Below are 21,943 nucleotides of genomic sequence, written 5' to 3' on the forward strand. Positions count from 1 at the left end.
CAGGAGCCACCGATGAACCTCTGCGTATGCCGGACCGAGCTGACGGACGGATACCTCTGCGCACGCTGCCGGGCGGCAACGCACGGCCGGCTGCTGCGGATCCCTTCCCTGTACCGGCTCCTGGAACCCGAGCTGCAGCCCACGGCGGCCGCGCCCTCGTACGGCCGCGTGCGCCTCGTCGAGGCGCCCATGCCCGTGTCCGCCGAGGTGCTGACCATGCGCGGCCCCGGCGGCATCGTGGGCGTCCTGGAGGACTGGTGGGCCGCCATGCAGGCCTCCCGCGCCGGATCGGCTCCCGTGATCAGCGGGACGGTCGAACAGCGCGTCGGCACGGCCGCGGGGCGCCTGGCGTTCCACCTTGACTTCGTCGTCGACTGGGCCGAGGCAGGATCCCTCGCCACCGAGATCCGCCGGCTCGACGAGCGGGCCCTGGCGATCGTCTGCCCGCCCGACACCCGAGAGCACGGCGAGCGCCTCGGCCCCTGCCCCGCCGAGACCGGCACGGGCGCTGTGTGCGGGGCCGTCCTGCGCTACTACCGCGGGAGCTCCCCCAAGAAGGTCACCTGCCCGTGGTGCGAGGTGGTCTACCCGCCGCACTCCTGGGCCGACCTGAAGGCCTGGATCGACCACGACGAGGAGGTGCTCCTCGCCGGGTAACCCCCGGACAGCAGAACGGCCCCCGCCGGTGCACGAACACCAACGAGGGCCTGACCGACACCCCTTGAATCGACCAAGGAGAGCAGCTGTGCCCGATCTTGCCACGCCCACCCCCACCCCCGCACACGAGCCCCAGCGGCTCCGCATCGCCACCGGCCGCGTCGAGCGCCACGGTGGCCGCACGCTCATCCTGTGCACCACCACGGACGGCGTCTCGGTCACCGCCTACCGGGCGGTGACCCGATGACCGGCCTGCCGCCCACCGAGACATGCCGGGCCCTGCTCCTGCAGATGGCCGCCTACCTCGACCGCTCCCGCCCCACCGGCGTGATGTGGCCCGAGGGCCGCGGCATCATCGCCGGCCACCTCGCCGCCGAGCACTACGGCATCCGCACCGACCTCGTCGCCACCATCGAGGCCGAACTCCTCGACCACGCCCCGGCCGTCACCCCCGGCATCCTGCGCGGCCAGTACGCCGAGCAGCTGCGCGACGCCGCCCGCTCCTGACCCACCCGCCCCCCGGCCGGGCCCGCCGCACTCCGCGACAGGCCCGGCCACAACCGCGACAAGGCCACCCCATGACCAACCCCGTACCCGACGCCGTGGTGCAGCGTCGCGCGCTCGTCGCCGAACTGACCCGCGACAAGAAGTCCCTGCGCGACATCGCCAAGACCCTCGGCGTCTCCAAGGACGTGGTGCGCCGCGACAGAATCGCCAACGCCGCGACACCCACCGCACGGCAGGCCCGCCTGCGCGACAAGGCAAGTCAGGCCGCCGCCGCGATGGAGCAACTGCGCGACGCCGTGGACGCGACAGCGGCCGCCCGCCCCGCTCACCAAGTCCTGGTGACCGACGAGACCGCGCGCGAGTGGCTCGCCCAGCTGCGCGCGGACATCACCGTTCTCACCGTTGTCGCAGAGTCCTTCCGCGACATGTACCCGCACCTGGCTGACGCGCCCGCGACACCTGACGCCTGACCGCGACACCCGCCACTGTCAGACCCCGCCCGTACCGTCAGGGCATCCCATACGCGTTCGCAGGGCTGCTGACGCTACTCGGGACCCGGCCCCGCCCGAACGCTCCACGGGCGGGGCCTCCTCCTGACACCATGGGCTGCCCCGGCCGCCCCCGGCCCGGCCGACGGACCCGACGCCGTCCAGCACGAGGAGGCCCACCATGCACCGCATCAAGGTCGAGGGACTCACACCGGCCCGCGCACCGGGCAGGGACGAGCAGCCGTTCCCGACCACGTTGTCCCTCGGCGGCATCGTCGCCGACAACATCAGGGCGGCGGTCCTCGGACAGTGCGCGTGCGGCCAAGTCCTCCTCGGCATCCGCTACGAGGCGGACCGTGACAGCGAGGTCACCACCAACCTGCCGTGCGGCCACACCCGAGGACCGGCATGAGGGCAGCGACGCGGGAGTACGAAGGGCCAGCCACCATCGGTGGGTTGAGCCTGGAGAAGGTGCATATCCAGGAGGGAACGGAGGAGGCAGAGCCGCTTTGGAACCCCGGTGATTCCTTCCCGCTCGTGCGCTGGTGGGATGGCGTGGTTCGCGGGAACGACCCCGCCATCCTCCGGGCGGCGCTGAGCCTGCCCGACGGGCCGGCCGAGGTCGTCCTGCCGGTGGGCCGAGCGGTGGCGTACCTGACCATCGACGTGACACAGGCCCTGGACCGGATCGATCCCGACTGGCAGATCAGCCTCCAAGGAGCTGGCCCGTCCCCCCTGAGCCAGCGGACCTAGCGGGCGCCATGAGCCGGACATCCGAGGACCGCTGGGCGAGACTGGGCAGCATGGAGTACGCCAGCCTGCCGCCCGGGCAGCTCACCACCAGCACGGCCGCCCTCGCGTGCGGCGTGCAGCCCGCGACCGTCCGCGACTGGGTCCGTCGAGGCCTCCTGGCCCGGGCCGGCGGCACGCCCAAGAGGCCCATCTACCGACTCGCCGACGTCCTGGCCGCCCGCGACGCACCGAAGCCCACACGTGCTGGGCAAAGGGCCAGTGATCATGCCGCTTGACACTCGAACATCGGCGCGCCACGATTTGGGCGTACAGCCATGCCCAGACGCAGGCTGACCAGGACACCCGAGGCCTCGACCACGCATCACGGTCGGGGCCTTCTCCATGCCCAGGAGGCAGCAGCCATGGACAACCCCAACGGCGAATCCCCGAGCCCACTGACCGCACTGACCGCCGCTGCTGTATCCATGCACGAGCTCTACACCGAGTACGTGAAGGCGGGCTTCACCAAGGCCGAGGCCATGGAGATCCTGAAGGCTCTGATCACCAAGAGGCCATGAGTCCGCGCAAGGCCATGCAGGTGTGCCCGACGCCTGGGTGCCCCACCCTCACCCTCATGGGTCGCTGCCCCCCATGCCGCGCCGCGGCCGAGGCGAGCAGGCCGGCGTACAAGGACGCGGGCCGCAACACGAGGTGGCGCAACGACAGCGCGCGCTACCTCGAGGACCATCCGTACTGCGAGTGCCCCGCCTGCGCCCTGCTGCCTCCCCTGCAGCGCGACGTCGCTACCGAGGTCGACCACATCGACGGGCTCGGGCCGCTCGGTCCGCGCGGGTTCGACACGGCGAACTGGCAGGCCATGAGTAAGCGGCACCACAGCCGCAAGACAGCGCAGGAGACTTGGGGCCGCTGATCACGTGCGGTGACCGGCCCAGGGGGGTGACCCCCGATCCGGCCGGGGGGCCCAGACGCGGGGGAGGGCTCCGGGTGGTCCGTCAGGTTCAAAGGGTCCCCGGACGTCACGCAACGTGATGCCGATCGGTGCCGCGCAACGCGGTCGAGGGAGTGATCGACATGGCCCGTGGTGGAGCTCGCGCGGTGTCCGGGCCGGCGCCCGACCCGAACGCGCTGCGGCGCGAGCGTAAGACCGATGCCGCCGGGTGGCGGACGCTGCCGGCCGACGGCCGGGACGGCGACGCCCCCGAGTGGCCGCTGACCGAGGCCACCCAGCGGGAGTGGGAGGTCTGGGAGGACCTGTGGGAGAAGCCGCAGGCCGTGATGTGGGAGGAGATGGGCCAGGCCCTGGAGGTGGCTCTGTTCGTCCGGACCCTGACCGAGGCCGAGCGCGTCGATGCGCGGGTCGACATCAAGAAGATGGTCCGCGGCTACCTCGACAGCCTCGGTCTGAGCGTGCAGGGCATGCTCCGCAACCGGTGGAAGATCGCTCCCCCCGCTCCCGCCGCGGCGGCCTCCGTCTCGAGCGCCGTCGCGCCCGCCGTACGCCGGCCGTCTGCTCGCGACCGGCTCAAGGTCGTGCCCAGTGGCGAAGGCCTCTGACGCCGCCGCCGAGTTCGTCGTCGACTTCCCCACGCTGTGGGTCGTTGCGGACTGGATCGAGGAACACTGCCCGGTCCCGGACGGGTTCCGGCGTGGTGAGCGCCTCGAGCTGTACCCGTGGCAGCTGTGGTGCACCGTCAACCACTACCGGGTCAAGGCGGGCGCGCGCGTCGGCCAGCTGGCGCCCGCGTTCCAGTACCGGCGCTCGCTGGTCGTCGCCCCGCAGAAGACCGGCAAGGGCCCGTGGTCCGCGGCGCTGGTCTTGGCGGAGGCGGCCGGGCCGGTCGTGTTCGACGGCTGGGCCAAGGGCGGCGAGCGGTACGAGTGCGCGGACCACGGCTGTGACTGCGGCTGGTGGTACGAGTACCGTGCGGGCGAGCCCATGGGCAGGCCCTGGCCGACTCCTCTGATCCAGCTGACGGCCACCTCCGAGGACCAGGTGGCCAACGTCTACCGGCCGCTGCAGTCGATGGTGAAGCTCGGCGCGCTGGCCGGACGGATGCGCGTGGGCGAGGAGTTCACCCGCGTCGGCGACGAGGGCCGCATCGACGTCGTGACGTCCTCGGCCCTCTCGCGGCTCGGCAACCCGATCAACTTCGCGCTGCAGGACGAGACCGGCCTCTACAACACGGCGAACAAGCTGCGCCGCGTTGCCGAGACACAGCGCCGCGGCGTGGCCGGCATGGGCGGCCGGTCGATGGAGACCACCAACGGCTGGGACCCGTCGGAGAACTCGGTCGCGCAGACGACGTCCGAGGCGAAGGCCAAGGACATCTTCCGGTACCACCCGCAGGCCCCCAAGTCGCTGTCCTACCGGGACAAGCGGCAGCGCCGGAAGATCCACAGCATCGTCTACGCCGGGTCCGCTCACGTCGACCTGGACGCGATCGAAGCCGAGGCGGCCGAGATCATGGAGACCGACGAGGCGCAGGCCGAGCGGTTCTTCGGCAACCGGTGCGTGGCCGGGTCCGCCTCGTGGCTGGACGTCGCCAAGTGGGCCGTCAAGGCCAAGCCCCGGCGGGTGCGGCCGATGACCCGCATCGTGCTCGGCTTCGACGGGAGCGACTCCGACGACTGGACGGCGATCCGGGCCGAGACGATGGACGGCTACCAGTTCACCCCGGTGTACGGACCCGAGGACGAGCCCACCATTTGGAACCCGGCCGACTACGGCGGCCAGGTCCCGCGCGCCGAGGTGCGCGCGGCGATGGACCAGCTGATGAAGCGCTACGACGTGGTCCGGCTGTACGCCGATCCGCCGTACTGGGACACCGAAATCGACGAATGGGTCGACCTGTACGGGGAGGAGCGCGTCATCCGCTGGCACACCCGACGCATCGTTCAGATGCACTCCGCCTGCGAGCGCCTGAAGACCGACGTCATCAAACGCAACAGCGACGGGGCCGCGTTCACGCACGACGGGTGCGAGATCACCTCCGGGCACCTCGCCAACGCCCGCGCGGCGGCCCGGCCGATGGACCGGTACGTCCTGCGCAAGGCGTCCCCGCCGCAGAAGATCGACGCGGTCATCCCGTCCGTGCTCGCGCACGAGGCGCTCGGCGACGTCATCGCGGCCGGCCTGACCGAGCGCACCGAGTCCTACTACTACGGCAGCTGAGGAGGGCCCGATGGCTTCCGAGACAGAAGCGCTCCGCCTGGTCGCCCTCCTGGAGAACGAACTCGTCCGCAGGCGGGGACCGATCGACCGGCACAACGACTACTACCGCGGCAAGCACCCGCTGAAGTTCGCCTCGGAGGAGTTCGCGAAGTTCCACGGCGAGCGGTACGCCGACTTCTCCGACAACTGGGTGCAGGTGGTCGCCGACGCTCCCGTCGAGCGGCTCACCGTTACCGGGTTCCAGGCCTCCGGCGAGGTCTCCGCGGACAAGGAACTGTGGAGGGTATGGCAGGTCAACGGCCTGGACGCCGATTCACAGCTCGGGTTCCTGGGATCGATCACCGGGGCCCGGACGTTCGTCCTCGTCTGGGGCAACCCTGACGACCCGGACATGCCCGTCGTCACGTTCGAGGACGCGAGCCAGTGCATCGTCGGCTACGAGCCCGGATCTCGCCGCCGTCGCCGTGCCGCCCTGAAGCGCTGGCAGGACGGCGGCGAGGACTACGCGACGCTCTACCTGCACGACGAGGTGTGGAAGTTCTGCCGACCCCTGCAGCGGCAGGACAAGTCACCGCAGATGGCCGACGTCGACGAGGAGCTGAAGCGGTGGCAGCCGCGCGAGCTGGTCACGGAGCCGAACCCGCAGCCCAACCCCATGGGCGTGGTCCCGATGGTGGAGCTCCCCAACAAGCCGATGCTGGTCGAGGAGCCGATCAGCGACGTCTCCGGCGTGGTCGCCATGCAGGATGCGATCAACCTGCTGTGGGCCCAGCTGTTCACCGCGTCGGACGCCGCTTCGTTCCCGCAGCGCGTCATCATGGGCGCCGAGCGGCCGACGATCCCGAAGCTGAACGCGGCCGGTGAGATCGTCGGCAAGCAGGCCGTCGACCTGCAGAAGTTCCAGGTGGACAGGGTCGCCTGGATCACCGGCAAGGACGCCCGTATCGCCGAGTGGCAGGCCGCCAACCTGGCCATGTACACCGGCATCATCGAGACCGCGGTCGGTCACCTCGCGGCCCAGACGCGCACCCCGCAGCACTACCTGATCTCGTCCATGTCCAACATCGGCGAGGGCACCCTCCTCGCAGCGGAGACCGGCCTGGTCAAGCGCTGTGACCAGAAGATCCTGTGGCTCGGCCAAGGCCTGCGCGAAGTGGCCCGGCTGATCGCCCTGGCCAAGGGACAGACCGCACTGGCCGAGGCACTGCGCTCGGGCCGGGTGCTGTGGGCGGACACCGAGTCGCGCAGCCACGCGCAGATGGCGGACGCGCTGCTGAAGCTGAAGCAGCTGGGGTTCCCCTTCGAGTGGCTGGCCCTGCGCTACGGCCTGACCCCCACCGAGGTCGCCGACGTCATCGCCATGCGGGAGCGCGAGGCGGAGGCGGACCCCGTCGCCGAGATCACGCGCATGATGGCCAACCGGCCCGGCCCGCCCGACGGCGCCGCCGGGCCGGAGCCTGACGGCGACGAGGAGGAGGAAGGCGATGCCGCCCTCGGCTGAGGCGGTCGCGCACATGAACGCCCGCCTGCGTCTGGCCGCGGCGACGTCGCGGGCGGTCCGGGCGAAGTGGCTGCGCGTGGACCGCGACAACATCCACACCTCCTGGCTCGGCCTCATGGCGGACGTCCTGGCGGTGATGGCGGGCGGACAGCTGGCCGCGGCGTCCGGCACGGAGCCGTGGCTGCAGTCCCTCCTCGGTGACGACGAGGACCGGGCGAGCTCGGACCGGCTGATTCCCTCCTCGCTCGTCGGGGTCACCGGCAACGGCCTGCCCCTGGCCGACGTCCTCATGTCCCCTATGTGGTCCGCGCTGCGCCTGGTCACCGCCGGAGCCCCGGTCGTGCAGGCGATGGCGCGCGGCCAGGTGCTCCTCGACCTCCTCGTGCGGACGACGATCGCCGACACCGGGCGGGCCGCCGACTCGGTCGGCATGGTGTCGCGCCCGGCGATCACCTCCTACGTCCGGGTCGTCGAGGCCGGCGCCTGCAACCGGTGCGTGATCCTCGCCGGAAACGAGTACGGGGTCTCGTCCGCGTTCGCGCGGCACCCCCGCTGCCACTGCTCGATGGAGCCCGTCACCCGCGACCACAAGCCCACACCGACCAGCCCCAAGACCCTGTACGACGCGATGTCCGCGGCCCAGCGGCACAAGGTGTTCGGGGCGGCCGCGGTCAGGGCGATCGACGCCGGCGCCGACATCGGCCAGGTCGTCAACGCCCGCCGGGGCATGACCTCGGCGACCGTGTACGGACGCACCGTCCAGGCCACGACCGAGGGCATCACCCGCCGCGGCCTGGCCGGCCAGCGCCGCAAGAACTTCGACAAACTGCCCGGCAACCGGTACCGCACCGCCCGGACGCCTCGGCTCATGCCCGAGGAGATCTACCGCCAGGCCCGCGGCGACCGCGAGCACGCGGTACGGCTGCTGCGCCGCAACGGCTACCTCACCTGACCCGCGCCCGCGCGCACCGCGCAGGCGCCCACCCCCGCAACGGGAGTCCCCCATGGACCGCTCCACCCTGCCCCGCCACGCCCGCGCGCACGCGCCCGGCTGGGCTCACCCCTACCCGCCCGGCCCGCTCTCGCCCGTCTTCTATGCCGACGGCGACCAGGACGACGACCAGGACGGCGAAGAGGATCCCGCCCCCGGCGGCGCCGACGACCAGGACGGCAAAGAGGACGACGACGAGGCCGACCCGGCCGGGGCGGATGAGCTCGGCGACAAGGGCAAGCGCGCGCTGGCGTCCATGAAGGGGAAGTGGCGCGCGGAGCGGGACCGGGCCAAGGAGCTGGAGCAGCGCCTGGCCGAGAAAGACGGCGCGGACGAGGCCGAGACGATCCGGCTCAAGGCCGAGCAGGAGGCCGTCGCGAAGGCCAACGCCCGGATCATCCGCTCCGAGGTGAAGGCCGCGGCCAAGGGCGTCCTGGCGGACCCGGCCGACGCCTACAAGTTCCTCGACCTCGGCCAGTTCGAGGTCGACGAGGACGGCAACCTCGACGAGGACGAGGTGGCCGAAGCAATCCAGGACCTGATCAAGGAAAAGCCCTACCTGGCAGCCGCAACGGCGAAGAGGTTCCAGGGCACTGGCGACGGCGGCGCAGCGCGCAAGGCGAGCCGACCGAAGCAGCTCACCCGAGCAGACCTCAAATCCATGACCCCGCACGAGATCGCGAAGGCCGGCGACGACGGCCGCCTCGACGATCTCCTCGGCGGGAAGTAGCCCAGGAGGCAACCCACCATGACCGTCCGCAACTTCGTCCCCGAGTACTGGAGCAGCAAGCTCCTCGTCGCCGCACGCAAGGCCCTCGTCTACGCGGCGCCCGGCGTCGTCAACCGCGACTGGGAGGGCGAGATCGGCGACTCCGGCGACACCGTCCGCATCACCTCCGTGTCCCGCCCGGCGATCGGCACCTACGTGCCCGGCACCACCGTCATCACGCCGGAGAAGCTGCAGACCGGGCAGCGCACCCTGACCGTCGACCAGTCCAAGTACTGGGCGTTCATGGTCGACGACATCGACAAGCGGCAGGCCAAGGGCGGGCTGATGCCGCAGGCGATGAGCGAGGCCGCCTACGGGCTGGCCGACATCATGGACCAGTACGTCGCCGGCCTGTACACGCAGATCGCGGCGGCGAACTTCCTGAACGTGGTCGGCTCCCCGATCGACACGTACACCGCGCCGACGGACTTCTACAACAAGATCCTCGTGCCGCTGCGGACCAAGCTGTCCAAGGCCGACGTGCCCAAGGCCGGCCGGTACGCCATCGTCCCGCCGGAGGCCTACGCCTCCCTGCTCCTCGACGACCGGTTCATCAAGGCCGACGCCGCGGGCACCGACGCCGGCCTGCGTAACGGCCTGGTCGGCCGCGCCGCTGGCTTCGACATCTACGAGTCGAACAACTGCCCTGTCCCGACCGGCGATACCACCGTCGTGCAGGCCGGCGTGAAGGAGGCGATCACGTTCGCGGAGCAGCTGAACAAGACCGAGGCCTACCGTCCCGAGTCCTCGTTCTCGGACGCGGTCAAGGGCCTGGCCCTGTACGGCGCGAAGGTCATCCGCCCGGACCACCTGGCCGCCGCGTTCATCAACCCCGCCTGATCGGAGCCCGCCCCATGGCAACCACCACCATCCCCTACTCGGCGCTCGTGCCGAACGGGAACCTTGCCCAGCCCGCCGGGACGACGACGGTCGTCGCGCCGACCAACAACATGAAGATCGCCGACGCCTTCGCCGAGCTCACCCTGCTGCGGGTGGTCAACACCGGCGTGCAGCAGGTCATCAAGGTCAAGGCCGGCACCGGCCCGCAGGCCATCGCGGCCGGGCAGGGCGACCTGTCGGTGACCGTCGCCGCGACGACCGGCGTGCAGTTCATCGGCCCGTTCGAGTCCGGCCGGTTCCTGCAGTCCGACGGCTCGCTCCTCATCGAGGCCGCGACCGTCGACGCCACGATCACCGCGTTCAGGATCCCGAGGAACACCTGATGGCCGAGACGATCTATGTCCGGGGTGAGGGCGGCATGGTCATCGCGATGGACCTGCCGCTGCCCGAGTCCATCGCCGAGCGGTACGAGCGCGGGCAGCTCGCCCGCGTCCACTCCGACGGCTCCCCGTACACGACCGCGGTCGCGCTCGCGCAGGAGGCCCCGGCCGCGCCGGCCGAGCCGGTCGACGAGCCGCCGGCCGAGCCCGCGACGGGGCGCGGGCAGCGGCCGGGCATCAACGCGGCCAAGTCCGAGTGGATCGCCTACGTCGTCGCGCAGGGTCTGCACTCCGCCGAGGACGCGGCGAACTACACCAAGTCCGACCTGATCGACATGGTCAGCTGACCGCCAGGAGGCCGCCGTGGCACTGACCTCCCTGGCCAGCATCGAGGACCTGTCCGCGCGCGGCCTCGAGGTCGACCCGTCCGAGTCGGGCATCGTCGACGTCTACCTGGCCGTGGCGTCGGCCGCCGTACGCGAGGCGGCCGGCACCCCGATCAGCGCGACGACGTCCACCGTCACCGTCGAGGGCGAGGCCGGCCAGTGGCTGCGCCTGCCCGGCCTGCCCGTCACCGCGGTCACCTCCGTCAAGCTCGACGGCGTCGCGATCACGGACTGGCGGCTGCGCTCCGGCATGCTGTGGCGGGCCGCCGGCTGGACCGGCTACGACGGCCCCTCCGAGGTCGAGGCCGTGTACGCGCACGGGCTGCCCGACGTCCCGGCCGACATCGTCGATCTCGTGTGCCGGATGACCGCGGCCGCGCTCATCGCCTACCGCTCCGAGGAGGGCGGCACCGGCCTGGCCGCGGACAAAGTCCTCACCTCCGAGCGGCTCGGCGACTGGGCGGTCACCTACGCGGCCGACGGCCGGATCACCGAGATGGAACTCCCGCAGCACTGGGCCGAACGCCTCGCCGCCCGCTTCGGCGGCGGCGTGTCCCTGGTGCAGTCCCGGTGAGGGCCGTAGGCCGGCAGCTCAACCGCGTCCTGCAGGTGTGGCGGCCGGGCACCACCGACGACGGAGCCGGCGGGCAGGACACCGTCCTCGCCCTGCAGGGCACCGTCCGAGCCAAGGTCGACGAGCCTTCCAACGCCGACCGGCTGCTCGCCGCGCAAGCCCAGTCCGAGCACACCCACACCGTGTTCCTCGCCCCGACTGCGGACGTGCGCCGCGGCGACGAGCTGCGCGGCACCGACCGGCTCGGCACCGCGCAGGTGCTGCGCGTCCTGGCCGTCGTCTCCCCCTCCACCCCCGTCTACCGCAAAGCCCCCTGCCAGCTGATCCAGAGAGAAGGAACCTGACATGGCCGCCCTCGCACTCACCCTCGTGCCCGTCGCCGGCGGTGCCACCCTCGACACCACCGCCGTCTCGGCGACCGCCCTCGGCGACACCGCACCCATCGGCCCCGGCCGATTCTTGTACGTCTTCAACGGCGACGCCACGTCCAAGACCGTCACCATCGCCTCTCCCGGCACGGTGTCCGGGGTCGCGATCGCCAACGTCACCGTCACCGTGGCCGCGGGCAAGACTGCCTGCGTGCCCCTGACCGGCCTCTCGCGCGGGGCCGACGGTCGGGCCGCGATCACCTACAGCGCGGTAACCGCGGTCAAGGTCGGCGCGTTCGAGCTCGGCCGGTGACCGCGCCCGTCCCGCCGGCGGACTCAGACGATGCCCTTGCCCGAGCCGAGGACCACCTGCAGACCCGTCAGGACGCCCGCCCGGCGATCGCCTGTGCGCTGATCGCGATCGCCCGCGAGCTCGGCACGATCCGCCGCGATCTGCGCAAGAGGAGGTAGCCGTGGCCATGACGGTCCGCGTGAGGGGCCTGGAGGAGCTCGCCAAACGGCTCGACGAGCTGCCCGAGGAGATCAAGGAGGCGCTGCGGCGAGCTGTCAAGGAGTCGGCCGAGGCGGTCAAGAAGGACACGCAGGAGGCGGTGCGGGTCGACACGACGAACCTGCGCGAGAAGGTCGACATCACCTACTCCGACTCCGGGCTGACCGCACACGTCGGTTGGAGCGACGCGGACACCGCGGCCTACGCCACCCTGCACGAGCACGGCACCCGGGCGATCACCGCGAACCCGGCACTCGGCCCCGCCCTCGAGGCGGAGCGGGCCCGCATCGTCACCCGGATCACCGACGAGGTCCAGCGGGCCACCCGGTGACCGCGCCCGCCGCCCTGGCCCCCGTGCAGCAGGCCGTGTACGGGCGGCTGACCGGTGATCCGGCGCTGATGGCGCTGATCACCGGCGTGTTCGACTACGTGCCCGAGGCGGTCGCCTTCGACTACGTGACGATCGGCGAGGCCACCGAGATCCCCGACAACCGGCACGGCGGATTCGGCCGGCAGACCACCCTGACCCTGCACGTCTGGACGAAGTACCGCGGGCACGCGCGCGGCCAGCGCATCGCGGCCCGCATCGTCGAGCTCCTCGACCACCAGGCGCTCACCATCGCCGGGCTGCACCACGTCGCGACCCGGTTCGAGTTCTCGCAGACCCTCACCGACCCGGAACCGCCCGGGGACATCCGGCACATCCCGATGCGGTTCCGCATCATCACCGAACAGGAGTAGACCCATGGCTGGACTCGACGGATTCGGCACCCAGTTCAGGCGCGGCGACGGCGTCGTCCCCGAGGTGTTCACGCCACTGGCCGACGTCACCAACGTCTCAGGCCCCGGCCTGTCACGGGAAACCATCGACGTCACCTCGCACGGCAGCCCGGACGCGTGGATGGAGTTCATCGGCGGTCTGAAGGACGGCGGTGAGGTGTCGATCGACATCAACTACGACCCCGCCAACCACGACGCGCTGATCGAGGACTTCGACGACGACGCCCCCCGCAACTACCAGATCGTTTTCCCCGACCCGGACACCACCGTGTGGGCGTTCAAGGCCGTGATGACCGGGTTCGAACCCGAGGCCCCCTACGACGACAAGCTGTCCGCGACCCTCACGTTCAAGGTGTCCGGCAAGCCCACGATCTCCTGACCCGTCCCCACCAACCCACCTACAGAGAGGCGCGGCCGTGGCCCTGCTGACCCGAGTACAGATCGACGCCGCAGACGACCGCACATGGGAGGACGTCCCCGTTCCGGAGTGGGGAGGGGAAGTGCGCCTCCTCGGCCTGTCCGGCACCGAACGCGACGCCTACGAGGCCTCCATGGTCCGTGTCGGCACCACCGGCAAGGTCTCCGGCGTCAACCTCCTCGACGCCTCCGCCCGGCTCCTCGCCCGGTGCATCGTCGACGAGGACTTCCAGCGGCTCTACACCGACAAGGAAGTCCAGGCCCTCGGCGCCCGCAACGGCAAGGTCATCAAGCGCCTGTACGCCAAGGCACAGAAGATCTCCGGGCTCGGCAAGGACGCCGCCGAGGACGCCGCGGGAAACTCCGAGCCCGCCCCGAGCGGGCCTTCTACTTCCGCCTAGCCCTGGCCAAGGGAGTCTCGGTCGCCGAGCTCCTGGCCACGCACTCCTCGGCCGAGCTCACCGAGTGGATCGCCTACGAGCAGGTGACCGGGACGATCGGGCAGGCCCGCGACGACCTGCTCATGGCCGTACTCGCCGCCACCGTCAGCAACGCCGCCCGCAGCAAGGGCCGCAAGGCGCGGGTCACCGACTTCCTGCCCAAGTGGGACCGCGGCGGGCGCCGGCACATGGACTGGACCGAGATGCTCGCCGCCGTCAAGACCATGAACCGCTCACTGGGCGGCCGAGACCTCACCAAGGAGGGCCCGCCCGATGTCGCAGACCCTGGCCGAGCTCCTGGTCGAGCTCGGCATCAACAGCGATGAACTGACCCAGGGCGCGCAGGGCGCCGCCGACCAGGTCAACAACTCCCTGCTCGGGATCGGCGGCGTCGCCGCCGGCGCGGCCGTCGGCGCCATGTTCGCCGTCGGCCTGACCAACGCCATGGACGCCGGCGCTGCGAATGCCAAGCTGACCGCGCAGCTCGGCCTGACCGAGGCGGAGGCGGAGCGCGCGGGCAGCGTCGCCGGCGACGTGTTCTCCGCCGGGTTCGGCGAGAGCATCGACGGGGTCAACGAGGCGATCGCCGGGGTGGGCTCCGCCATGGGCGGTCTCGGCAAGCTGAGCGACGACGAGCTGCAGTCCATGACGACGTCCGCCCTCGTTCTGGCCGAGACCTTCGAGCTCGACGTGGCCGACGCCGCGACGGCCGCCGGCCAGCTCATCAACCAGGGCCTTGTCAAGGACGGCAAGGAGGCCTTCGACGTCCTCACGGCTGCGGCTCAGACCCTGCCCAAAAGCATGGTCGCCGACCTGCCCGCGATCGTCACCGAGTATGGAACCCACTTCAAGCGGATCGGCCTGGACGCACAGACCTCGTTCGGGATGATGAGCCAGTACGTCAAGGCAGGCGGCCGCGACATCGACCAAGCAGCGGACGTGCTCCACGAGTTCGCGCGCATCACCTCCGAGGAGACCGACCGCGCGGCCGAGGCGTTCAAGGGCCTGGGCCTGGACAGCAAGCAAATGCTTGCGGCCATCGGCAAGGGCGGGCCCGACGCACAAAAGGCCCTCAAGACGTCCCTCGACGCGCTGGAGAAGATCAAGGACCCGGCCAAGCAGGCCAAGCTCGCGGTCGAGCTCTTCGGCGACATGGCCGGCGAATCGGGTAAGGCGCTGTGGGCGATGGACCCGGCTACCGCGGTCGCCGCCGGCGGCATGGACAACGTCGAGGGCGCCGCCAAACGCGCCGAGGAAGCACTCGCCGCCTCGCCCATGCACGCCTACGAATCGATCGTCCGCTCTCTGTCCACCTCCCTCGGCGAGTTCCTGGGCCCCGCCCTGCAGAAGGTCGCCGAGTTCGCGAAGGACCACCCCGACGCCTTCAAGGCCATAGCGGTCGCGCTCGGCATCTTCGCCGTCGCCATGGCCATCGCGGCTGCCGCCCAGTGGGTCATGAACGCCGCGATGCTCGCCAACCCGATCACGTGGATCATCCTCGCCGTGGTCGCGCTGATCGCCGTGATCGTCCTGATCGCGACGAAGACCACGTGGTTCCAGACCGCGTGGAAGTTCATGACCGAGATGGTCAGCGCCGCCTGGGACTGGCTGTGGACCCGCCTTCAGGCCGGCTGGGCCCGGCTCACGGAACTGTTCCTGAACTTCACCGGCCCCGGGCTGATCATCAAGCACTGGGACACCATCAAGAACGCCGTCGGCACGGCGACGGACTGGGTGACGAGCAAGGTCGAGGCCGGGTCGCGCGGCGTCTCGGCTGCGATCGGCTGGCTGTCGGCCCTGCCCGGCCGGGTCTCGGCCTACTTCGGGGGAATGGTCACCTCGGCCAGAGAGAAGGGGACCGCCCTCGTCGACTGGGTCCGCGGCATCCCCCGCAGCGTGCAATCCGCCGTGGGCGACCTCGGCGGCCTCCTGGTCGGCGCCGGCCGCAGCATCATCCAGGGCCTGATCGACGGCGTCACCGGCATGATCGGCAGCCTGCGCAACCGCTTCTCGTCGATCACCAACATGATCCCCGACTGGAAGGGCCCCATGTCCCTGGACATGCGGCTGCTAACCCCCTCCGGCGAGGCCCTCATGAGCGGCCTCATGGACGGAGTCGAGGACCGCCTGCCCGCCCTGCGCCGCACCCTGCAGGGCGTCACCTCCGACATCCCCGGCAACGTCAACGTCGGCGTCGGAGCGGCCGCCCGCGGCGGCGGCCAGGAACTCGTCGCCCGACTCGTCATCGACGCCGCCGTCGACAGCATGTTCGCCACCGCCATCAAACGCTCCGTCCGTATCGACGGCCGCGGCGACGCCGGCGACTACTTCCGCCCCCGACAGTAAGGAGCACACCGTGGCCCACAACCTCTTGACCGAGCTCCAGATCGCAGGGGTGTGGACCCCCATCCCCACGAGTGTTCTCGCCCGCTCGCCCGTCGTCATCGAGCGCGGCCGCCGCGACGAGGACGCCGTCGTAGGTCCCAGCAAGGTGAGGCTGCAGCTGGACAACCGGGACGGCCGCTACAGCCCCCGCAACCCGCGCAGCGACCTCTACGGGCTGATCGGCAAGAACACCCCGATCCGTTTCAGCGTCCCGGTGGCCGAGCCCTACCTCGCGATGACCGGGGTCTCCGGAGACATCGTCGCGACCCCGGACCACAGCAGCCTCGACGTCACCGGCGACCTCGACGTCGCGGTCGAGCTGACCGCGGGCTGGCACGGGATCAACCACCAGACGCTGATCGGCAAGTGGTCCACGGCCGACGGCAACCGGTCGTGGATCTGCCGGCTCGTCAACGGGCTCGGCGTCCTCGCATGGTCGCCGACCGGCCTGTCGGCAGCGGCGATCACTGCGTCCATCGAGCTGCCGCAGCTGCCCCACCGGGCGGCCCTGCGCTTCACCCTCGACGTGAACAACGGGTCGGGCGGCTGGACCGTCACCCTGTACTGGGCGGAGACCCTCGCCGGACCGTGGCACCTCGTCGGCACCCAGGAGGGCACGGGCACGACGAGCATCTACAGCGGCACGGCGCCGCTGGAGATCGCGCCCACCCAGATCATCACCGCGGGGAACCGGCCGCCCTGGCGCGGCAAACTGCACCGGGCGGAAGTCCGCGCAGGCATCAGCGGAACCGTCGTCGCCAGCCCCGATGTCCGGGCCCTCACCCCAGGCACCACGTCGTGGGCGGACTCGGCCGGCCGCACGTGGACCGTCGCCGGTGCCGCTGCCGTCACCGATCGCGAGTACCGGCTGCACGCCGAGGTGTCGTCCTGGAACCCGCGCTGGGACGCCTCCGGCAAGAACGTCTACGTGCCGGCCGAGGGCGCCGGCATCCTGCGACGCCTCGGCCAGGGCGCCAAGGCCCTGGCCTCACCGCTGCGCCGCCGCATCCCCACCGTCGGGGCCCCCAAGGCGTACTGGCCGATGGAGGACGGCAGGGATGCGCGGCAGGCCTACTCCCCTCTCGCGGGAGTTGCTCCTCTCACCGTGTCCGGACTCGAGTTCGCGGCCGATGACTCCCTGGGCGGGTCCGCATCGCTGCCCCGCCTCACCGCCACAGCCACCATGCTCGGCACCGTGCCCGCCCACGCGTCGACCGGCCAGTGGATGCTGGGCTGCGTCTTCTACTGGCCGGCCGCCCCCGCGTCCTCGACGCGCCTGCTGACGTTCAACACCTCCGGCACGGCGCAAACGATCATCCTCAACGTCGACAACGGCAGCGTCCTCCTCGAGGGGTACACCTCGACGGGCGCCGTCCTGTTCAGCATCCCCTCCGTCACGATCGAGTTCCACGCGTCCTGGAACCGGCTGGAACTCACCGCCGAAACCAGCGGCGGCACCGTCACCTACCGGCTGGGCTGGATCGACGTAAGCGGCAACGGCTGGGGGGCCACCACCACCGTGGCCGCCTCGGCCGGCACGATCACGGGCATCGCCACCACCTGCGGGCCCCTCGCGGCCGACGTCCGACTCGGCCACCTCGGCGTCTTCGCCAGCTCCAGTACAGCTGTGTACGAGCGCGCCGACGACGGGTGGCTCGGCGAGAACGCCAGCAGCCGGCTCCTGCGGCTCAGCACCGAGGAGGGCGTGCCCCTCACCACAGACCTGGCGCCGACCGCGATGGGCCCACAGCGGCCGGACCGGCTGCTCACCCTCCTCGGCGAGTGCGAGGCAGCCGACGGAGGCGTCCTCTTCGAGAGCCGCGACAGGCTGGGCCTGCACTACCGGTCGCGGGAGTCCTTCTACAACCGGCCTGTCGGCCTCGTCCTGGACTACAACGCCGAGGGCCACGTCGCCCCGCCGCTGGAGCCGACCGACGACGACCAGGGATCACGAAACGCGATCACCGTGAGCCGGACCGGCGGGAGCTCGGCGCCGGCCATCGACGAGACGAGCCCGCTGTCCGTGCTCCCTCCGCCGGACGGGATCGGCGTCTACGAACACGCACCGACCCTCTCCGTCGCGACCGACGGACAGCTGGCCGGCATCGCCAGCTGGCGCCTCCACCTGGGCACGTGGGACGAGGGCAGGTACCCGACCGTCCACATCGACCTGGCCGCGCCCGCGGCCGCGTCCCTGATCCCGTCCGTCCTGGCGCTCGACATCGGCGACCGGATCCAGATCATCAACCCCCCGCACTGGCTGCCGCCCGGCCCGATCGACCTCATCGTCGAGGGGTACACCGAGACCTTCGGCCGCACGAGCAGCTGGGACATCGTCCTGAACTGCAGCCCGGCCGGCCCGTGGACCGTGGCCGTGCTCGACGATCCAGACCTCAGCCGCGCGGAGTCGGACGGCACGACCCTCGACGCCGGCCTGGACGCAGACGACACCGTCGTATCGATCACGACTCCGGTGGGTCCGCTCTGGACCACCGACATCCTCGACACCCCTCTCGACGTGCTGGTCGGCGGTGAGGTGATGACCGTAACGATGATCAACGGCAGCCGACAGGACCGATACCAGCGCCTGGTCACCTCCGGCTGGGGCACCACCGACTCCGGCCAGACGTGGACGACATCGGGCGGCGCCGCCGCCGACTTCAGCGTGCAAGGGGCATGAGCGATGGGTGACCTGTACGACAACTGGGCCGAACTGTCCGCCGCCGAGACCGAAGGCGTCGACTTCACCCGGACCTCCATCATCCCGACAGGGGCGACCTACGCGGCGATCGCGATCCACGGCGGCGGCATCGAGGCCGGCAGCTCCGAGCTGGCCTACGAGGTGTCCGGCGGCGGCACGACCATGGCGCTCTTCGACTTCAAGGGCCTGAAGACCAGCGGCAATCAGGACCTGCACCTCACGTCAACGCATTTCGACGAGCCCAATGCCGTCGCGCTCGTGGCCGCCAGCAGCCGCACCCTCAGCTTCCACGGCTACACAGGGGTGAGCGGGTTCGCAACCACGGCGCTCGGTGGACTCGACGAGGAGCTCGGAGCCCGAGTCGCCTACGGCCTGCGGGCCGCCGGCTTCGAGGTGACGAACGCCCCTTCAGAGATCGCGGGCGACAACCCGGACAACATCTGCAACAAGAATCTCCGCTTGGCCGGAGTGCAGCTGGAATTGTCCAGGCAGCAAAGGGCGGACTTCTTTCCCAACGGCGATCTCTCCCGGGCCATGCGCGATTCCGGCCAGCGAACCGAGGCCTTCTACCGGTACGCCACTGCCGTACAGAATGCGGTCATCGGATACGGAATGGTGTCCCTCACCAGCATCAACGTCTCCCGGTACACCACGATCGACTCACCCGGCGCCAACGTCGACCTCCTGGCGACCGTCGCAACCGACAAACTCGCCGCCGGCGGCGGCCAGTTCTGCGCCCTCGCAGCCCGGTGGACCGACGCCAGCAACATGTACCTCGCGAGAATCGAATTCAGCGCCGCCCAAACCGTTCTCCTCACCCTTCGGAAACGGGTGGCCGGTACGGAGACGAGCCTCGCGGGCACGCACACCACCGGATACACGCACGCGCCCGGCCGCCGCTTCTGGTGCCGCTTCGAAGTGGCGGGCACGACGCTGCGGGCTCGGGTCTGGCCGGACGGCGACGAGGAACCGTACGCGTGGCACCTGACCGCCACGGACACCGACCTGACTGCGGACGGGCAGATAGGCACCCGCTCCATCCTGTCGATCACCAATACCAACACACTGCCGGTGGCGGTGGCGTGGGGCGATTTTCAGGTGCCGTCACCGCAGCGAATGACCGTGACCCGCAGCACCAACGGCATCGTCAAAGCACACTCGGCCGGGGCGAAACTCCGCCTCGCGCAACCTGCCATCACCGCACTCTGAAAGGAGGGCACATGGTCTATCCCAGCGCGGCCGCAGGCAGGTGGATACCAGCTTCCCAGCTCAACGCAATGCAGCCCCTGTACGTCGAAAAGTCGGCGGACCAGTCGATTACGTCATCGACCGTCAACGTCAACGACAATGCGCTGCTGGTGCCCGTAGAGGCCAATGCGAAGTACATCGTCAACGGAATGCTCCTGTACTCGGCGCATTCCTCGGCGGATATCAGGATGGGCTGGACCGGGCCGTCGGACGCCACATTCGAATGGATCATCCACGCCCAGACCACCGCTACCGGTGGCGTCGCCTCAAACGGTGTGGTCGTCGACCGACAGGTCATCGGCAACTCCGCCTTCCCCCTCGGCGGGTTCGGCGCGGAAAACAGCACCTTTATGACAGCCCCGCTCTGGGGGCGCCTTGTCACCAGCACGACGGCCGGAACGCTCCAACTCAACTGGGCCCAACAGACCAGCAACGCCACGGCGTCGATCATGCGCGCCGGGTCGTGGCTCATGCTCACCCGCGTCGCCTGACCCCTCCCACCCCCGTACGCCCCGAGCCTGATGGCCGGGGCGTTTCCCATGCCCTGGAGGCCCTCAATGGCAGACCCGCTGTCCGCCGACCGGTTCCTGGCCGCGCTCCTCGCTGAGGGCGTGCGTGTCCAGGAGCATCCCGGCTGGCGCACCCACAACCGCAACCACAAGGGCCCCTGGGGGCCCGTCCACGGCGTGATGATCCACCACACCGTCACCCGCGGCTCCGCCTACACCGTCGAGCTCTGCCGCACCGGCTACACCAGCCTCCCGGGCCCCCTGTGCCAGGGCGTCATCACCAAGGACGGCATCGTCCACCTCATCGGCTGGGGCCGCGCCAACCACGCGGGCGGCGGCGACCCGGACACCCTGGCCGCGGTCGTCGCCGAGGAGTACGGGGCCCGGCCGCCGGCGCCCGACGTCGGCAACTCCGACGGCATCGACGGCAACGCGCGCTTCTACGGCTTCGAGTGCGAGAACCTCGGCGACGGCCAGGACCCCTGGCCGGCCCCCCAGCTCGACGCGATCGAGCGGGTCTCGGCCGCACTGTGCCGCGCGCACGGCTGGGGCCCGAAGTCGACGATCGGCCATCTCGAGTGGAGCGACGACAAGTCGGACCCCAAGGGCTTCACCATGGCCTCGATGCGGGACCGGATCGGCGTCCGGCTGGGCTCCACGCCGACCAGGCCGCCGACGACCCCGACGCCGCCGCCGGCCTCCCGCTACGAGCCGTACCCGGGCCGCGCCTTCTTCATGGCCGGCAGCAAGGCCGCGCTCGGCAAGGTCTCGCCGATCTTCACGCAGATGGGCAACCGGCTCATCGCCCGCGGCTTCGGCCGCTACTACTCCGTCGGCGCCGGCCCCAAGCTCGGCCGTGCCGACGTCAACGCCTACGAGGCCTACCAGCGCTCCCTCGGCTACAGCGGCGACGCCGCGACGTGGCCGCCCGGGCCGACGACCTGGAACAAGCTCCAGGTCCCCAACACCTAACCGCCCAACCCGATCGGAGATCACCATGCCTCGCCTCTTCATCGACATCGCCGAGCGCACCCTCGCCGCGTACGCCACGACGTTCCTCGCCCTGCTCCTGGCCGACGGCTTCGACCTCACCAGCGTGGGCGCCCTGAAGGCGGCCGCGATCGCCGCGCTCCCGGCGGCCCTGTCCGTACTCAAGGGCGTCCTCGGCCCCCTCGTCGGCGACCCGGGCTCGGCGGGCTGGCTGCCTCGGACTGAGGAGTGACCCCCGAGGACACCACGAGGGTCGCGGTCGAACTGGCGGAGATGAGGGGCGAGATCAGAACGGGTTTCGCCGAGATCCGAGGTCAGCTCGGACTGGCCCTCCAGCGCACCGACCAGGCCGAGGCCGACATCGACGCCCTGGAGCAGCGCGTCGAGGCCCTGGAGCGGGCCCGATGGCCACTTCCCTCGCTCGCCGCGGTCGTCGCGCTGGGCTCACTCGGCCTCGGCATGTACCAGCTCGTCGCAAAGTAGGAGGCACTCCGGATACCCGTAGCGGATGACGTTCACCAACCTCGACCCCGCACCCGCCTGACCACCGCACAGCACAGCGCCCCCTCTTGGCCC

33 protein-coding genes are annotated in these 21,943 nt (G+C 70.8%); all 33 read left to right on the top strand.

What is annotated here, in order from left to right:
• Positions 1-12 precede the first annotated feature (12 nt).
• The 33 genes from NLX94_RS25360 (at position 13) to NLX94_RS25520 (ending at position 21,850) form a co-directional block, all read left to right on the top strand.
• The gene (locus NLX94_RS25360) at positions 13-657 is read left to right on the top strand and encodes a hypothetical protein (RefSeq protein WP_254385357.1); all 645 of its coding nucleotides are present in this window, start codon (positions 13-15) and stop codon (positions 655-657) included.
• An 88-nt stretch (positions 658-745) separates the two neighbouring features.
• Entirely contained in the window at positions 746-904 is a 159-nt protein-coding gene (locus NLX94_RS25365; protein WP_254385358.1) for a hypothetical protein, read from the top strand.
• Positions 901-1,164, top strand: coding sequence for a hypothetical protein (locus NLX94_RS25370; RefSeq protein ID WP_254385360.1), 264 nt, complete (start codon positions 901-903; stop codon positions 1,162-1,164). The genes NLX94_RS25365 and NLX94_RS25370 overlap by 4 nt, the downstream gene beginning before the upstream one ends.
• Before the next feature lie 71 nt (positions 1,165-1,235).
• On the top strand, positions 1,236-1,634 hold the full coding sequence (locus NLX94_RS25375; protein WP_254385361.1) for a hypothetical protein: 399 nt from the start codon (positions 1,236-1,238) through the stop codon (positions 1,632-1,634).
• 199 nt (positions 1,635-1,833) lie between these two features.
• Positions 1,834-2,064, top strand: a complete 231-nt coding sequence (locus NLX94_RS25380) for a hypothetical protein (protein ID WP_254385363.1) — start codon at positions 1,834-1,836, stop codon at positions 2,062-2,064.
• Between the two features lie 44 nt (positions 2,065-2,108).
• Positions 2,109-2,405, top strand: coding sequence for a hypothetical protein (locus NLX94_RS25385; protein ID WP_254385365.1), 297 nt, complete (start codon positions 2,109-2,111; stop codon positions 2,403-2,405).
• Between the two features lie 50 nt (positions 2,406-2,455).
• On the top strand, positions 2,456-2,680 hold the full coding sequence (locus NLX94_RS25390) for a MerR family transcriptional regulator (protein WP_254385367.1): 225 nt from the start codon (positions 2,456-2,458) through the stop codon (positions 2,678-2,680).
• A 126-nt stretch (positions 2,681-2,806) separates the two neighbouring features.
• A complete protein-coding gene (locus tag NLX94_RS25395; protein WP_254385368.1) occupies positions 2,807-2,962 on the top strand; it encodes a hypothetical protein in 156 nt (51 codons plus the stop codon).
• A gap of 56 nt (positions 2,963-3,018) precedes the next feature.
• Complete coding sequence (locus NLX94_RS25400) at positions 3,019-3,315, top strand: HNH endonuclease signature motif containing protein (RefSeq protein ID WP_254385369.1); 297 nt, start codon at positions 3,019-3,021, stop codon at positions 3,313-3,315.
• Between the two features lie 161 nt (positions 3,316-3,476).
• A complete protein-coding gene (locus tag NLX94_RS25405) occupies positions 3,477-3,959 on the top strand; it encodes a hypothetical protein (protein ID WP_254385370.1) in 483 nt (160 codons plus the stop codon).
• Entirely contained in the window at positions 3,943-5,577 is a 1,635-nt protein-coding gene (locus NLX94_RS25410; RefSeq protein WP_254385371.1) for a hypothetical protein, read from the top strand. Before NLX94_RS25405 ends, NLX94_RS25410 begins: the two co-directional genes overlap by 17 nt.
• Before the next feature lie 10 nt (positions 5,578-5,587).
• A complete protein-coding gene (locus tag NLX94_RS25415) occupies positions 5,588-7,078 on the top strand; it encodes a phage portal protein (protein WP_254385372.1) in 1,491 nt (496 codons plus the stop codon).
• Complete coding sequence (locus NLX94_RS25420; protein WP_254385373.1) at positions 7,062-8,030, top strand: hypothetical protein; 969 nt, start codon at positions 7,062-7,064, stop codon at positions 8,028-8,030. Before NLX94_RS25415 ends, NLX94_RS25420 begins: the two co-directional genes overlap by 17 nt.
• A gap of 52 nt (positions 8,031-8,082) precedes the next feature.
• Positions 8,083-8,799, top strand: a complete 717-nt coding sequence (locus NLX94_RS25425; RefSeq protein ID WP_254385374.1) for a hypothetical protein — start codon at positions 8,083-8,085, stop codon at positions 8,797-8,799.
• An 18-nt stretch (positions 8,800-8,817) separates the two neighbouring features.
• Positions 8,818-9,678 (top strand): phage capsid protein, encoded by an 861-nt coding sequence (locus NLX94_RS25430; RefSeq protein WP_254385375.1) that lies wholly within the window; start codon positions 8,818-8,820, stop codon positions 9,676-9,678.
• A 14-nt stretch (positions 9,679-9,692) separates the two neighbouring features.
• Positions 9,693-10,061 (top strand): hypothetical protein, encoded by a 369-nt coding sequence (locus NLX94_RS25435; protein WP_254385376.1) that lies wholly within the window; start codon positions 9,693-9,695, stop codon positions 10,059-10,061.
• Positions 10,061-10,405 (top strand): hypothetical protein, encoded by a 345-nt coding sequence (locus NLX94_RS25440; RefSeq protein WP_254385377.1) that lies wholly within the window; start codon positions 10,061-10,063, stop codon positions 10,403-10,405. Before NLX94_RS25435 ends, NLX94_RS25440 begins: the two co-directional genes overlap by 1 nt.
• A gap of 16 nt (positions 10,406-10,421) precedes the next feature.
• Positions 10,422-11,018 (top strand): hypothetical protein, encoded by a 597-nt coding sequence (locus tag NLX94_RS25445; protein WP_254385378.1) that lies wholly within the window; start codon positions 10,422-10,424, stop codon positions 11,016-11,018.
• Positions 11,015-11,362 carry a head-tail adaptor protein gene (locus NLX94_RS25450; RefSeq protein WP_254385379.1) on the top strand — a complete coding sequence of 116 codons (348 nt, stop codon included), beginning with the start codon at positions 11,015-11,017 and terminating at the stop codon, positions 11,360-11,362. Before NLX94_RS25445 ends, NLX94_RS25450 begins: the two co-directional genes overlap by 4 nt.
• 1 nt (position 11,363) lies before the next feature.
• A complete protein-coding gene (locus NLX94_RS25455) occupies positions 11,364-11,699 on the top strand; it encodes a hypothetical protein (RefSeq protein ID WP_254385380.1) in 336 nt (111 codons plus the stop codon).
• Complete coding sequence (locus NLX94_RS25460) at positions 11,696-11,857, top strand: hypothetical protein (RefSeq protein ID WP_254385381.1); 162 nt, start codon at positions 11,696-11,698, stop codon at positions 11,855-11,857. The genes NLX94_RS25455 and NLX94_RS25460 overlap by 4 nt, the downstream gene beginning before the upstream one ends.
• An 8-nt stretch (positions 11,858-11,865) precedes the next feature.
• Entirely contained in the window at positions 11,866-12,228 is a 363-nt protein-coding gene (locus NLX94_RS25465; RefSeq protein ID WP_254385382.1) for an HK97-gp10 family putative phage morphogenesis protein, read from the top strand.
• Positions 12,225-12,638, top strand: coding sequence for a DUF3168 domain-containing protein (locus tag NLX94_RS25470; protein ID WP_254385383.1), 414 nt, complete (start codon positions 12,225-12,227; stop codon positions 12,636-12,638). The genes NLX94_RS25465 and NLX94_RS25470 overlap by 4 nt, the downstream gene beginning before the upstream one ends.
• A 4-nt stretch (positions 12,639-12,642) precedes the next feature.
• Positions 12,643-13,056 (top strand): phage tail tube protein, encoded by a 414-nt coding sequence (locus tag NLX94_RS25475; protein WP_254385384.1) that lies wholly within the window; start codon positions 12,643-12,645, stop codon positions 13,054-13,056.
• 37 nt (positions 13,057-13,093) lie between these two features.
• On the top strand, positions 13,094-13,495 hold the full coding sequence (locus NLX94_RS25480; protein ID WP_254385385.1) for a phage tail assembly chaperone: 402 nt from the start codon (positions 13,094-13,096) through the stop codon (positions 13,493-13,495).
• 83 nt (positions 13,496-13,578) lie between these two features.
• The gene (locus NLX94_RS25485; protein ID WP_254385386.1) at positions 13,579-13,860 is read left to right on the top strand and encodes a hypothetical protein; all 282 of its coding nucleotides are present in this window, start codon (positions 13,579-13,581) and stop codon (positions 13,858-13,860) included.
• Positions 13,808-15,880: a phage tail tape measure protein gene (locus NLX94_RS25490; RefSeq protein WP_254385387.1), complete on the top strand. Its 2,073-nt coding sequence runs from the start codon at positions 13,808-13,810 to the stop codon at positions 15,878-15,880. Before NLX94_RS25485 ends, NLX94_RS25490 begins: the two co-directional genes overlap by 53 nt.
• 10 nt (positions 15,881-15,890) lie before the next feature.
• Complete coding sequence (locus NLX94_RS25495; RefSeq protein ID WP_254385388.1) at positions 15,891-18,599, top strand: hypothetical protein; 2,709 nt, start codon at positions 15,891-15,893, stop codon at positions 18,597-18,599.
• Positions 18,600-18,602: 3 nt separating this feature from the next.
• A complete protein-coding gene (locus NLX94_RS25500; protein ID WP_254385389.1) occupies positions 18,603-19,829 on the top strand; it encodes a poly-gamma-glutamate hydrolase family protein in 1,227 nt (408 codons plus the stop codon).
• An 11-nt stretch (positions 19,830-19,840) separates the two neighbouring features.
• On the top strand, positions 19,841-20,359 hold the full coding sequence (locus tag NLX94_RS25505; protein ID WP_254385390.1) for a hypothetical protein: 519 nt from the start codon (positions 19,841-19,843) through the stop codon (positions 20,357-20,359).
• 66 nt (positions 20,360-20,425) lie between these two features.
• Positions 20,426-21,349 (top strand): N-acetylmuramoyl-L-alanine amidase, encoded by a 924-nt coding sequence (locus NLX94_RS25510; protein ID WP_254385391.1) that lies wholly within the window; start codon positions 20,426-20,428, stop codon positions 21,347-21,349.
• A gap of 25 nt (positions 21,350-21,374) precedes the next feature.
• A complete protein-coding gene (locus NLX94_RS25515) occupies positions 21,375-21,599 on the top strand; it encodes a holin (RefSeq protein ID WP_254385393.1) in 225 nt (74 codons plus the stop codon).
• Positions 21,596-21,850 carry a hypothetical protein gene (locus NLX94_RS25520; RefSeq protein ID WP_254385395.1) on the top strand — a complete coding sequence of 85 codons (255 nt, stop codon included), beginning with the start codon at positions 21,596-21,598 and terminating at the stop codon, positions 21,848-21,850. The genes NLX94_RS25515 and NLX94_RS25520 overlap by 4 nt, the downstream gene beginning before the upstream one ends.
• Positions 21,851-21,943: the final 93 nt, after the last annotated feature.

This window comes from Streptomyces sp. TBY4, from assembly GCF_024213195.1.
Lineage (GTDB): Bacteria > Actinomycetota > Actinomycetes > Streptomycetales > Streptomycetaceae > Streptomyces.

Bases quoted from the DNA above. Each gene is read 5' to 3' on its own strand.
- NLX94_RS25360 (WP_254385357.1), top strand. From the start codon at position 13: ATGAACCTCTGCGTATGCCGGACCGAGCTGACGGACGGATACCTCTGC.
- NLX94_RS25370 (WP_254385360.1), top strand. From the start codon at position 901: ATGACCGGCCTGCCGCCCACCGAGACATGCCGGGCCCTGCTCCTGCAG.
- NLX94_RS25375 (WP_254385361.1), top strand. From the start codon at position 1,236: ATGACCAACCCCGTACCCGACGCCGTGGTGCAGCGTCGCGCGCTCGTC.
- NLX94_RS25380 (WP_254385363.1), top strand. From the start codon at position 1,834: ATGCACCGCATCAAGGTCGAGGGACTCACACCGGCCCGCGCACCGGGC.
- NLX94_RS25390 (WP_254385367.1), top strand. From the start codon at position 2,456: ATGGAGTACGCCAGCCTGCCGCCCGGGCAGCTCACCACCAGCACGGCC.
- NLX94_RS25395 (WP_254385368.1), top strand. From the start codon at position 2,807: ATGGACAACCCCAACGGCGAATCCCCGAGCCCACTGACCGCACTGACC.
- NLX94_RS25400 (WP_254385369.1), top strand. From the start codon at position 3,019: ATGGGTCGCTGCCCCCCATGCCGCGCCGCGGCCGAGGCGAGCAGGCCG.
- NLX94_RS25405 (WP_254385370.1), top strand. From the start codon at position 3,477: ATGGCCCGTGGTGGAGCTCGCGCGGTGTCCGGGCCGGCGCCCGACCCG.
- NLX94_RS25415 (WP_254385372.1), top strand. From the start codon at position 5,588: ATGGCTTCCGAGACAGAAGCGCTCCGCCTGGTCGCCCTCCTGGAGAAC.
- NLX94_RS25420 (WP_254385373.1), top strand. From the start codon at position 7,062: ATGCCGCCCTCGGCTGAGGCGGTCGCGCACATGAACGCCCGCCTGCGT.
- NLX94_RS25425 (WP_254385374.1), top strand. From the start codon at position 8,083: ATGGACCGCTCCACCCTGCCCCGCCACGCCCGCGCGCACGCGCCCGGC.
- NLX94_RS25430 (WP_254385375.1), top strand. From the start codon at position 8,818: ATGACCGTCCGCAACTTCGTCCCCGAGTACTGGAGCAGCAAGCTCCTC.
- NLX94_RS25435 (WP_254385376.1), top strand. From the start codon at position 9,693: ATGGCAACCACCACCATCCCCTACTCGGCGCTCGTGCCGAACGGGAAC.
- NLX94_RS25440 (WP_254385377.1), top strand. From the start codon at position 10,061: ATGGCCGAGACGATCTATGTCCGGGGTGAGGGCGGCATGGTCATCGCG.
- NLX94_RS25455 (WP_254385380.1), top strand. From the start codon at position 11,364: ATGGCCGCCCTCGCACTCACCCTCGTGCCCGTCGCCGGCGGTGCCACC.
- NLX94_RS25465 (WP_254385382.1), top strand. From the start codon at position 11,866: ATGACGGTCCGCGTGAGGGGCCTGGAGGAGCTCGCCAAACGGCTCGAC.
- NLX94_RS25475 (WP_254385384.1), top strand. From the start codon at position 12,643: ATGGCTGGACTCGACGGATTCGGCACCCAGTTCAGGCGCGGCGACGGC.
- NLX94_RS25490 (WP_254385387.1), top strand. From the start codon at position 13,808: ATGTCGCAGACCCTGGCCGAGCTCCTGGTCGAGCTCGGCATCAACAGC.
- NLX94_RS25500 (WP_254385389.1), top strand. From the start codon at position 18,603: ATGGGTGACCTGTACGACAACTGGGCCGAACTGTCCGCCGCCGAGACC.
- NLX94_RS25505 (WP_254385390.1), top strand. From the start codon at position 19,841: ATGGTCTATCCCAGCGCGGCCGCAGGCAGGTGGATACCAGCTTCCCAG.
- NLX94_RS25510 (WP_254385391.1), top strand. From the start codon at position 20,426: ATGGCAGACCCGCTGTCCGCCGACCGGTTCCTGGCCGCGCTCCTCGCT.
- NLX94_RS25515 (WP_254385393.1), top strand. From the start codon at position 21,375: ATGCCTCGCCTCTTCATCGACATCGCCGAGCGCACCCTCGCCGCGTAC.